8 protein-coding genes, 1 tRNA gene and 1 pseudogene are annotated in these 11,137 nt (G+C 71.6%); 5 read left to right on the forward strand and 5 right to left on the reverse strand.

Annotated features, from left to right (window positions below):
- Positions 1 to 120 precede the first annotated feature (120 nt).
- A pseudogene (locus AC2W7A_RS04875) lies at positions 121 to 992 on the reverse strand (IS3 family transposase); the annotation flags it as partial.
- A gap of 312 nt (positions 993 to 1,304) precedes the next feature.
- On the opposite strand from AC2W7A_RS04875, the gene AC2W7A_RS04880 reads away from it, so the two are divergent.
- Positions 1,305 to 1,646 carry a helix-turn-helix domain-containing protein gene (locus AC2W7A_RS04880; protein WP_485990372.1) on the forward strand — a complete coding sequence of 114 codons (342 nt, stop codon included), beginning with the start codon at positions 1,305 to 1,307 and terminating at the stop codon, positions 1,644 to 1,646.
- Here the strand turns inward: AC2W7A_RS04880 and AC2W7A_RS04885 are convergent.
- Positions 1,608 to 1,680: transfer RNA gene (locus AC2W7A_RS04885), tRNA-Asn, on the reverse strand. The two genes, AC2W7A_RS04880 and AC2W7A_RS04885, sit on opposite strands and share 39 nt — an antisense overlap.
- Positions 1,681 to 2,547: 867 nt before the next feature.
- Between AC2W7A_RS04885 and AC2W7A_RS04890 the strand changes: the two genes are divergently transcribed.
- A complete protein-coding gene (locus AC2W7A_RS04890; RefSeq protein WP_485990366.1) occupies positions 2,548 to 2,667 on the forward strand; it encodes a PepSY domain-containing protein in 120 nt (39 codons plus the stop codon).
- Between the two features lie 165 nt (positions 2,668 to 2,832).
- On the opposite strand, the gene dnaG is transcribed toward AC2W7A_RS04890, so the two are convergent.
- Positions 2,833 to 4,761, reverse strand: a complete 1,929-nt coding sequence (gene dnaG / locus AC2W7A_RS04895; protein WP_485990367.1) for a DNA primase — start codon at positions 4,759 to 4,761, stop codon at positions 2,833 to 2,835.
- A gap of 69 nt (positions 4,762 to 4,830) precedes the next feature.
- Between dnaG and AC2W7A_RS04900 the strand changes: the two genes are divergently transcribed.
- Positions 4,831 to 5,685: an SIR2 family NAD-dependent protein deacylase gene (locus tag AC2W7A_RS04900; protein WP_485990368.1), complete on the forward strand. Its 855-nt coding sequence runs from the start codon at positions 4,831 to 4,833 to the stop codon at positions 5,683 to 5,685.
- A 94-nt stretch (positions 5,686 to 5,779) separates the two neighbouring features.
- On the opposite strand, the gene AC2W7A_RS04905 is transcribed toward AC2W7A_RS04900, so the two are convergent.
- Both AC2W7A_RS04905 and dusB read right to left on the reverse strand, forming a co-directional pair.
- The gene (locus AC2W7A_RS04905) at positions 5,780 to 7,057 is read right to left on the reverse strand and encodes a deoxyguanosinetriphosphate triphosphohydrolase (protein WP_485990373.1); all 1,278 of its coding nucleotides are present in this window, start codon (positions 7,055 to 7,057) and stop codon (positions 5,780 to 5,782) included.
- A 151-nt stretch (positions 7,058 to 7,208) separates the two neighbouring features.
- Positions 7,209 to 8,516, reverse strand: a complete 1,308-nt coding sequence (dusB, locus tag AC2W7A_RS04910; protein ID WP_485990369.1) for a tRNA dihydrouridine synthase DusB — start codon at positions 8,514 to 8,516, stop codon at positions 7,209 to 7,211.
- A 179-nt stretch (positions 8,517 to 8,695) separates the two neighbouring features.
- Between dusB and AC2W7A_RS04915 the strand changes: the two genes are divergently transcribed.
- Positions 8,696 to 9,817 carry an LLM class flavin-dependent oxidoreductase gene (locus AC2W7A_RS04915; protein WP_485990370.1) on the forward strand — a complete coding sequence of 374 codons (1,122 nt, stop codon included), beginning with the start codon at positions 8,696 to 8,698 and terminating at the stop codon, positions 9,815 to 9,817.
- Positions 9,818 to 10,084: 267 nt separating this feature from the next.
- Positions 10,085 to 11,137, forward strand: a 1,053-nt coding sequence (locus tag AC2W7A_RS04920; protein WP_485990371.1) for an MFS transporter, incomplete at its 3' end; no start/stop codon positions are given.

Here is an 11,137-nt window from a genome sequence, read left to right on the forward strand (position 1 = left end):
GCCCGCCTGCACGAGGGGCTCGGCTACCGCACTCCCGCGGAGGTCGAGGTGGCCTACACTCACGATCAGGACTCAGCGCCCGTTGCGTCCTGACCTCGGAACGAAACCCAGGGCGCTTCAGTCGGCCATCGCCTCGCTGATGAACTCCGGCCCGTTGTCCGACCTGAGCACCGCCGGGGCGCCCCGGGCGGCGACGAGGTCCTCGAGGTGGGCGGTGAGTCGGTCGGCGGTAATCGAGCGCTCCACGAGGCCGCCGATGCACTCCCGGGTGTGTTCGTCGACGATCGAGCAGATCTTGATCGGTCGTCCGTGCTCGTCGGCGTCGAACTGGAAGTCCACCGCCCACACCACGTTCGGCGCGTCCGCCGTCGGCGCGTCGGCGGTCGAGGACCCGACGCGCTTGCGTCGACGCCGCTGCGGGACCCGGAGCCCTTCGTCACGCCACAGGCGTTGGATCTTCTTGTGGTTCACCACCCACCCCTCGGCGCGGGCGTCGTGATACGCCCGCCGATACCCGTAGCGGGGATGGTCCTTCGCCCAGGCGCGCAGCCACTCCCTGAGCGCCCGATCCGGGTCCGCGACCGTGTCGCCCTTGAGCGGTCGCCGGTACGCGGAGCGGCTCAGCCCGACCAGACGGCACGCCATCCGTTCGCTCACCCGCAACTTGCGCTTGAGGTGACCGACGGCGGCGCGGCGCCTGTCCGGGCTTAGAAGTTTCCCTCAGCCAGCTCCTTGAGCGCGGCCTTCTCCAGCTCCGCTTCCGCGAGCAGACGCTTCAGGGTCGCGTTCTGCTTCTCCAGCTCCTTCAGGCGCTTTGCGTCGTCGGCCTTGAGGCCGCCGTACTGGTTCCGCCACCGGTAGTACGTCTGCTCGGACACCCCGAGCTCCCGGCACACCGCCGCGACGTCCTGACCATCGGCGAGCATCCTGTCGGCCTGCCCGAGCTTACGGACGACCTGCTCGGGGGTGTGACGCTTCCTGCTGTTCGTCATGATCTGACCAGTCTCCCTGCCCGCGACCGCGGGCAACAGGACGACTCTCATAACGACTGGACCTACGAAACGGGGTCAGCCCACTTCGAAAGGCCCTCCGCGGTAAGTCCCGCGAGTTCGGCTGCTCGAGCCTGGGTGAGATCACGCCTGCTGATTTCTGCCGCCAGGTTCGACCTGACACATCGCACGTAGTTGCTCATGCGAGACACCGTATGCGCTCACCGCAATCAAGGCAAGCATTTGGGTTGCTTTCAGCGCAAGAGCGTTGCGGCCCTATTGATTCCGTATCCGTCTTTCCGTATCCTCATGCCCATGTCGAACACAACATCGGTTGAACCCAGTGAAGTGAATCTCCGCGTAGCTGGCGAGGTTCGCGCATGGCTGGCTCGGACTGGCAAGAAGCAGCTGGATCTCGCCAACGCGCTGAACCTCTCGCAGAGCGGCATCTCTCATCGCCTCCGCGGGCGCATCGCCTTCACCATCGAGGAACTTGCCCGCGTGTCCGCGGTGCTGGACGTCTCCCTGGCCGACCTGCTTGGCCCGAACATCCTCCAGGCACGACGAAGCCCCCACACCGAACTAGTCGGTGCAGGGGCTCCGGGAGCTTCTGCTCAGCTCCCCCGGCTGGACTCGAACCAGCAACCCTTCGATTAACAGTCGAATGCTCTGCCAATTGAGCTACGGGGGAATGTCTCCCGGGTGGCGTGCGGCCGTCCGGACAACGAAGATCACTGTACAGACACCTGCACACCGTTGCCAAATCGACGCGGAAGTCTCCAGTGCCCCAGCCGCCTCCCGGCACCGGTGCCATTCGCATCACGTCCGCACGCCTCCAGCCGCACCGCTCCCCACCAGCCCTTCCGGCTCACACTGTTCTCATGATCGATGAGTTGAGTAGTGGACAGATCGAACGCCGATCCCACCAGATGCGGAAAGCGAGTCACACCATGCAGAAGACCCTCACCCAGAAGCTCACCCTCACCGGCACCGGCATCCTCGCCGTCTTCGCCCTGGCCGCCTGCGGCGGCTCCGGAGACTCCGAGGCAGGCGACTCGATCGAGCTGCAGGACAACCAGACCTCCTCCGCCCCGGCGCAGTCCGACTCCTCGGATGACAAGGACGACAACGCCGACGACGCCCAGTCTTCCGGCTCGGCCCAGTCCGGCTCCTCGGACGACGCCGACGACCGCGACGACAAGGACGACGACGCGGACGACAAGGACGACGCCTCCTCGGCGGCTTCCTCCGACGACACCGGGGGCTCCTCCGCCGGCGGCTCCGACCCGGCCTTCGACGCCATCGACGCCGTGAAGGGCTCCGCCTCGGGCGCCACTGTGGTCTCCCTCGGCCGCGACGACGACGACACCATGTGGGACGTCACCGGCGTCGAGGGCGACGAGGTCGTCGAGTACGACGTCACCCAGGACGGCAAGGTCACCGAGACCGAGCGCGAGAAGGACGACGACGAGATCGATGAGGCCAACCGCGCCAAGGTCACCGTCTCCGACGCCATCACCACCGCCCTCGAGGCCGCGACGGCCAGACCGTGGACGATGTGGAGCTGGACGAGGAGGACGACACCCTCGTCTGGAAGGTCGAGTTCGACGACGCCGACGGCAACGACGCGGACGAGGTCCACGTGGACGCCACCACCGGCGACGTCGTGAAGGGCTGATCCTTTCCGGGATCTCCCTCCCCACGCACACGGCCCGGCGCCTTCCCCAGGAAGGCACCGGGCCGTCGTCGTGCGTGGGGCGTACGGCGGGACGGAACTCGACGTTCTCCCGAACGGAAGCGCCTGAGGTCTCAACGGTTTCCCGAACGAAAACGAAGAGGGGGGTCAGTCTTCGCCGCGCAGGGCCCGCCGCCGCGCCTCGAGCGCCATGAGCTCCTTGTTCAGCCGGGAGAACTCACCGGGGTCGCCGCCGGCGCCGAGGCGCTGCAGCTGGCCGAGCAGCTCGGCCTTGCGGTGCTGGATCTGCAGGCCGAACAGGCGGTTCATGATGTCCCGGCAGTACCTCACCACGTCGGCCTCGGTGCGCGCGGGGATGTCCCTCACGGCGAGCGCGGAGACCACGCCGCGGACCTCGGGCGGGACGCGGTCGCTGATGGACTCCACCCACACCTGCGGGGTGGCGCCGCCGCTGGCCGCGGCCATGACTCCGCGGTGCACGGCCGCGTACTGGGGCACCGTGAAGCGGGCCTCGTAGAACGCCTGCCACTGCTCCGCAGACAAAAGGGTGGGGTGCTGCAGGACCACCTCGAGGGACTCGCGCTCGCGGCGGGCCACCGGGTCGCGCGGGTCCACCCGGACGATCTGCACCGTGGGCCGCGGGACGGCGCTTCCCGACGACGGCGCCTCGCCTCCGCCTGTCCCCTCACCGCGGCCAGTCCCCTCGCCGCCACCGGTCCCTTCGCTGCGGCTGGGGTCGGCTCCGGGGCGCCTCCGGGCGGCCTGGGACACGGCGCGGTGGACGGCGTTGGGGTCCAGGCCGAGCCAGCCGGCGAGCTCGCGCTCGTAGCCGGGGCGCAGGACGGAGTCCTTGATGCCGGCCACGATGGGCGCGGCGTGGCGCAGCGCGCCGGCACGGCCCTCCACGGTGTCCAGGTCGAAGTCCTTGAGGCCGGAGCGGATGGCGAACTCGAACAGCGGCCGGCGGGAGTTGATGAGGTGGCGGACGGCCTCGTCGCCCTTGTGCTGGCGCAGGTCGCAGGGGTCCATGCCGGAGGGCTCCACGGCCACGTAGGTCTTGGCGAGGAAGCGGTGGTCCTCCTCGAAGGCCTTGAGGGCGGCCTTCTGCCCGGCCTCGTCGCCGTCGAAGGTGAAGATGACCTCGCCGCCGGTGCCGTCGTCCGAGATGAGGCGGCGGACGATCTTGATGTGCTCGGTGCCGAACGCGGTGCCGCAGGTGGCCACCGCCGTGCCGATGCCGGCCAGGTGCGCGGCCATCACGTCCGTGTAGCCCTCCACCACCACGAGCTGCCGTTCCTTGGCGATGGTGCGCTTGGCGAAGTCGATGCCGTAGAGCACCTGGGACTTCTTGTAGAGCGCGGTCTCCGGGGTGTTGAGGTACTTGGGGCCGGGGTCGTCCTCGTAGAGCTTCCGGGCGCCGAAGCCGATGGTGTTGCCGGTCATGTCCCGGATGGGCCAGACCAGGCGGCCGCGGAAGCGGTCGTAGAGGCCGCGCTGGCCCTCGGAGAACAGGCCGGTGGCGCGCAGCTCCTCGTCCCGGAAGCCGCGCCTGCGCAGGGCGTCCAGCAGGTGGGACCAGCCCTGCGGGGCGTAGCCGAGGCCGAACTGCTTCGCATGCTCGGCGGTGAAGCCGCGCTCGGTCAGGAAGTCCCGGGCGGCCTGCGCCTCGGCGGAGCCCAGGGCCTTCACGAACAGCTCGTCCGCGATCTTGTTCGCCTCGATCAGCCGGCGGCGCCGGCCCACCTCGGCCTTGTCCGGGCCGGTGCCGCCGTCCTCGTAGTGCAACTCCACGCCCACGCGGGCGGCGAGGCGCTCGACGGTCTCCGTGAACGTGGTGTGCTCGAGCTCCATGAGGAAGCTGATGACGTCCCCGTGCTCGCCACAGCCGAAGCAGTGGTAGGTGCCCACCGCGGGGCGGATGTGGAAGGACGGGGTGCGCTCGTCATGGAACGGGCAGAGGCCCTTGAAGGAGCCGACTCCGGCGGAGCGCAGGGTCACGTACTCCTCCACGACGGCCTTCAGATCGGCGCGCTCACGGACGAGGTCGATGTCCTTCCGCACGATCAGCCCAGCCATGCCCACCATCCTAGGTCGCGCGGCGGACACCCCGGGACGGGTGTGCAGGAGCCGTGATGGGATGGACGCATGAGCGAGATCCCCACTCCCGCCTCCGTGGATCCGGGGGTGTTCGCCGAGGTCCGCGAGCTGGTCTCCGCCGCCCGCCGCCCCGTGGTCCTCTCCGGCGCCGGCATGTCCGCCGAGTCCGGCATCCCCACCTTCCGCGACGCCCAGACCGGCCTGTGGGAGCGCTTCTCCGCCGAGCAGCTGGCCACCGAGGAGGCCTTCCTCGCGGACCCGGACCTGGTGTGGTCCTGGTACCGCTGGCGTGCCCGCATGGTCCGCGCCCGCAGGCCCAACCCGGGGCACGAGGCCGTGGCCCGGTGGCAGCAGCGGCTGGACGCCCTTCCCGACGACGGCTCCTCACCGGCCTCGTCCGGTGCACCGGGACTGGTGGTCGCCACCCAGAACGTGGACGACCTCCACGAGCGGGCCGGTGGGCGGGTGCTGTCCCACCTGCACGGTTCGCTGTTCGAGTTCCGGTGTGTGCTCTGCTCCACTCCGGCCGAGGTGGAGCTGGGCGAGCCGGCCGCGGGCGTGGACGCCGGCTCCGAGAAGGACCTTCAGGCGCAGCGGCTGCACACTCCCCCGCTGTGCGAGGTCTGCCGCGAGGGCCGGCTGCGCCCGGGGATCGTGTGGTTCGGCGAGATGCTTCCGGCGGCGGCGTGGGACCGCGCCTACGACGCGTTGCAGCGCTGCGACCTCTGCGTGGTGGTCGGCACCAGCGGCCTGGTCCAGCCGGCCGCGTCCCTGCCGCTGGTGGCCCTCGGTGCCGGCGCCCCGGTGGTGGAGGTGAACCCGGACGAGACGGACCTGACGGACGTGGTCACGCACGTGCTGCGCGGGCCTGCGGGACAGGTGCTCCCGGCGCTGGTCGGCTGAGGCCCCCACCCACCCCGCATCTCGAGGGCGAACCTTCCCGGAATCCAGGCCCGAATTGCGGGAAGGTTCGCCCTCGAAACGAGCGGGGTTCGGCTCAGATCCAGACGCGCGTGAAGCTGTTGCCCTGCACCAGGGTGTGGTGCCACTCGAGCGCCGTCGAATCCGTCAGGGAGGCCACCTGGTCGATCACCACGCGCCTGCGCGCCCGGTCGTCCGCGCAGGCCCGCCAGTCGTGCTGGAACATCGGCTCCAGGTACTGCTCCCCGGTGGACCAGAGCAGGTCCACGAGCTCCTGCAGGATCTCGCGCTGCTTGGCATACAGGGGCTGCCGCTGCTCTGAGGTCATCACGTAGGCGGCGGCGATGCCCTTCATGGCCGCGATCTCGATCTCCGTCTCAGCCGGCACCACCACGTCCGCGTTGTGACGGGTGAGCGGCTCGTTGCCGAACACCTCGCGGGTGGCGTCGAACGCCGCGGTGCAGAACCGGCCGATCAGCTGGCTGGTCATGTCCTTCATTGCCGCCAGCGCCCGGCGGGATCCGTCGAACTGCGGCACCCAGACGTCCGAGGCCTCGAGCCGGTCCAGCGCCGCCTCGATCTCGGCCGGGTCCGTGGTCGGCAGGTACCAGGCGCGGGTGGTCTCCACCACGCGGTTCCGGTGCTCTCCGCGGGCCAGCCAGCGGAGCTGGAACGCGTTGTTCACCACGCCGTCCTCCACGTCGTGCACCGAGTAGGAGATGTCGTCGGCGAGGTCCATGACCTGCGCCTCCATGGACTTGCGGGTCCCGTGCACGCCGTGGCGGAACCACTCGAACACGGGCACGTCGTCCTCGTAGACGCCGAACTTCTTGGACCGCTTGCCGTTGGGCTTGAGCGGGGCGTCCTCACGCCGCCACGGGTACTTGCATGCCGCATCCAGGCTGGCACGCGTCAGGTTCAGGCCCGCCGACGTCCCGTCCTCGAAGGCCTTCTTCTGCTCCAGGCGGGCCAGCAGCCGCAGGGTCTGGGCGTTGCCCTCGAAGCCGCCGCAGTCCTCGGCCACGGCGTCCAGGGCCTTCTCCCCGTTGTGGCCGAACGGCGGGTGGCCGAGGTCGTGGGACAGGCAGGCGGTGTCCACCACGTCCGGGTCGCAGCCCAGGGACCGGCCGAGCTCGCGGCCGATCTGCGCCACCTCCAGCGAGTGGGTCAGCCGGGTGCGGGCGAAGTCGTCCGCGTCCGGTGCCACCACCTGGGTCTTCGCGCCCAGCCGGCGCAGGGCCGAGGAGTGGAGCACGCGGGCACGGTCCCGCTCGAAGTCCGAGCGGTAGGTGGACTTCGAGGGTTCGGGCAGCCAGCGGGTACGGTCCCAGCCGGTGTATCCCGGGGTCTGCACGGCGCGCCCGGCGTAGGGCGGGCGGCCCTCCGGTCCGAAGAGGACCGGCTGGGAGGTGAGGACCGGCTGGGAGGCGCGGGGCGCCGTCGTCGTGCCCTCCACAGCCTCCCCCGAGACTCCCGACGACGGCACGCCGGCTCCGTCTGTCCGCTCAGCCACCGGACACGTCCAGTTCGGCGGCGGCGATCATGGCCTTCTGCTCCGCGTTGAGCTCGCGGGAGTCCAGCCAACCGTCCGGCAGATGCGGGCGCTTCGGGGCGCCGGCGCGGCCGCGCGGCCCCTCGGCGTCCAGGCCCGGGTAGGGGGCGTCGCGGTCGATGCCCTGAAGGATCTCGCGCATGGTCGCCAGGTCCGGCACGGTGGACAGGGCGGTGCGGACCGCCGACCCCACGGCGTAGCCCTTGAAGTACCAGGAGACGTGCTTGCGGATGTCCCGCAGCGCCTTGACCTCGTCACCCTCGAAGGTGTCCACGAGGAGCTCGGCGTGCCGGTACAGCGTGTCCGCGACCTTCCCGAGGTTCGGGCGGAAGCGCTCGGGCCTGCCCTCGAACGCGTTCTGCAGGTCCCCGAACAGCCAGGGGCGGCCCTGGCAGCCGCGGCCGACGACCACGCCGTCCACGCCGGTCTGCTCCACCATGGCGATGGCGTCCTCGGCGGACCAAATGTCCCCGTTGCCGAGGACCGGGATGTCCGGCAGGGCCTCGCGCAGGCGGGCGATATCCTCCCACACGGCGGTGCCGGAGTAGAACTGGCGGGTGGTGCGGCCGTGCAGGGCGACGGCGGCCACGCCGAGGTCCCGGGCGGTGCGTCCGGCATCCAGGAAGGTGAGGTGGTCCTCGTCGATGCCGCGGCGCATCTTCACCGTCACCGGGATGTCCTTCCTGGACGCCTCGGTGACCGCGGCCTTCACGATCGATGCGAACAGCTCGGACTTCCACGGCAGGGCCGAGCCGCCGCCGCGGCGGGTCACCTTGGGCACGGGGCAGCCGAAGTTCAGGTCCAGGTGGTCGCAGCGGTCCTCCTCCACCAGCATGCGCACGGCGCCGGCGGTGGTGACCGGGTCCACGGAGTACAGCTGCACCGACCGGGGGACCTCGTCCGGGTCGTGCCGGATGATCCGCATGGACTCCGGCTTCCGCTCCACCAGGGCGCGGGCGGTGACCATCTCGTTCACGTAGAGGCCGCCGCCGTACTCGCGGCAGAGGCGCCGGAACGCGGTGTTGGTGATGCCGGCCATGGGGGCGAGAACCACGGGCACGTCCACGGTGATCGGGCCGAGCTTCAGGGGCGGCAGGGTGAGGCGGTCCGTGGTCGGGCCAGCGTGGGTGCCCTCGTGGAGCTGGTCGTCGTCCGCGATGCGGCGCCCGGCGCCGGCGGCCTTCGCGTAGAGGGCACGGTTCGGGTCCACGCCGGGGGCGTCCACGGCGGGCGCAGAAGAGGTCTGGGAGGCAGCAGTCATATCGCCGCCCATTGTCCCAGACGCGGCGCGAGGGCGCGTGGTGGCGGGGTGGGCTGTGGAGGATCACACGCCGGCGCGTCCCAGCGACGGCCGCTCACCGGCGCCGATGCCGGTCGTTCCCCGCCCGCCGGACGCTCCCCCCGTGCCGGTGGTGCCGAGCCCCTCGCCCTCCAGGCGACGTGGCGGTCCGCACCTCGGGAATGCCCGGCTCCACCCCGTGGTTTACTTCAAACATGAACAACAAGCGACTGGGATTCCTCTCCTTCGGCCACTGGTACCGCGGCGCCGCCGGCGAGCCGGATGCCGGCGCCTCCCTGCGGGACACCGTGCAGATGGCGGTGGATGCCGAGGCGGCCGGCCTGGACGACGCCTGGTTCCGCGTGCACCACTTCCAGCGGATGATCTCCTCGCCGTTCCCGCTGCTCGCGGCGATGGCGGCGAGGACCGAGACCATCCGGCTGGGCACCGGCGTGATCGACCTGCGCTACGAGAACCCGCTGTACTTCGCCGAGGCCGCGGCCACGGCGGACCTGATCGCCGCCGGCCGCCTGGAGCTCGGCGTCTCCCGCGGCTCCCCGGAGGCCGCGAAGGACGGCCAGGAGCAGTTCGGGTACGTGCTCGACGAGGGCGAGACCTGGGCCGAGAAGGCCTGGGAGCGCGCCGAGCGCCTCCGCACCGCCCTGCACGGCACCCCGCTGGCGCAGCCGGACCTGTCCTCCGGCTGGTCCCACACCTCCGGGATGCTGCGGATCGAGCCGCAGTCGCCCGGGCTGGTGGACCGGCTCTGGTGGGGCGCCGGCACCACGCCCACGGCCGTCCGCGCCGCGGAGGCCGGCTTCGACCTGGTGTCCTCCACGCTGCTGCTGGAGAACGACGGCCGTCCCTTCCACGTGCAGCAGGCGGACCAGATCGCCCGCTTCCGCGAGGCCTTCGCCGCCGCCGGCCACCAGCGGACTCCGCACACCGCGGTGACCCGCTCGGTGCTGGTCATCCAGGACGAGCAGGACGAGCGCATGTTCGGCCACGAGCGGTTCAGCCGCGAGTCGGCGGGCGTGCTGGACGGCAGGCGCGCCGTCTCCGGACCCACCTACGCCGGCACCTCGGACGAGGTCGCCGCCCTGCTGGAGCAGGACGAGGCCGCGCAGGCCGCGGACCTGGTGCTGGTGGCGAACCCCAGCACGCTCGGGGCCGCCTACAACGCGAAGCAGTTCGCCGGCTGGATGCAGGCCTGGCGACGTCTCGGCTGGGCCGCGCAGGAGCACCCGGTCGCCGACCCGGCCGACTCGGGCTCGGCCGGCTGACACACTGGAGCGGTGTCCTTCCCCGCTCCACCCCCCCGCATCACCCCTTGCCGCCCGTGACGTCCGCCGCGCCCGGTGGGCGGTCACGCTGGCCTTCCTCACCAACGGCGCCCTCTTCGGCGCGCTGATCCCGCACTACCCGGAGGCGAAGGCGGCGTTCGGGCTGGGCCCCTCCGAGTTCGGCCTGCTGGTGGTCTGTCTCATGCTGGGCGCGGCCCTGATCGGCAGCGCCCCCGCCCGATCCTGCGCCGCGCCGGCAGCCGCCGCGTGGTCCTGGCCGGGACGCTCGTGCTGGCCACGCTGGTGCTGCTGGCCGGGTTGTCCCTGGACGCCGCGGCCTCCGCCCGCGCCGCCGGAGACATCCCGTGGCCCGGGCTCGTCTGGGTCTTCGCCGGACTGCTGTTCGCCTGCGGCATCGGGGACGCGATCGTGGACACCGCCCAGAACGCCCAGGGCCTGCGGGTGCAGCAGCGACTGGGGCGCCCCGTGCTGACCTCCATGCACGCCGGGTGGAGCCTGGGGGCCGCCGGCGGTGCGGGGCTCGGCGCCCTCGCCGTGGGCCTGGCGCTGCCCGCGGCCGTGCACCTGGGCGTCAACGGCCTGCTCTGCGCCGTGGCGGTGCTCGCCGTGCACCGCCGCTTCCTGCCGGATGCTCCCCCGCCCTCCCCCGACGACGGACCCTCACCGTCTGGTGCCGAGGCGCCCTCGCCTCGTGATGAGTTGGCCGTCCCCGCAGGCCGGGAGTCGGGGACGGCGGCCGCACGACCGGAGCGGGAGAACCGGCACAGCTCGCAGAGCCGCGCGGGCCGGGCCTCGGCCGTCCTCGCGCTGGCGCCGATCATGCTGATCGCGATGGCCGGGTTCGGCGTGGAGGAGTTCGGCAACGCCTGGACCTCCCTGTTCCTTCAGTCCGAGCGCGGGCTGGACGCCGCCGTGGCAGGCCTGGGCGCCTCCACCCTCCTGGCCGCGCAGTTCGCCGGGCGCCTGGCCGGGGACCGGGTGCTCGCCGCCTGGGGGCGACACCGGACGTTGACGGTCAGCCTGGCCGCCGTGGTCCTCGGCCTCTGCGCTGTGCTGCTGTCCCCGGCACTGCCGGTGATCCTGGCGGGCCTGGTGCTGTGCGGCCTGGGCTGCGCCGTGGTGGTGCCCACGGCCTACGCGCTCGGAGACGAGGTGCCGGGCCTGCCGGCGCAGACCGGCCTGGCGATCGTCAGCTGGCTGATGCGGCTGGCCGGGATCGCCCTGAGCCCGCTGGTGGGCCTGCTGGCCGCCGGCATGCCGCTTCCCGTGGCGCTGCTGGTGTTCCCTGCGCTGGCCGCC

The sequence above is a fragment of the Micrococcus sp. LASM2_SD2 genome (genome assembly GCF_057364565.1).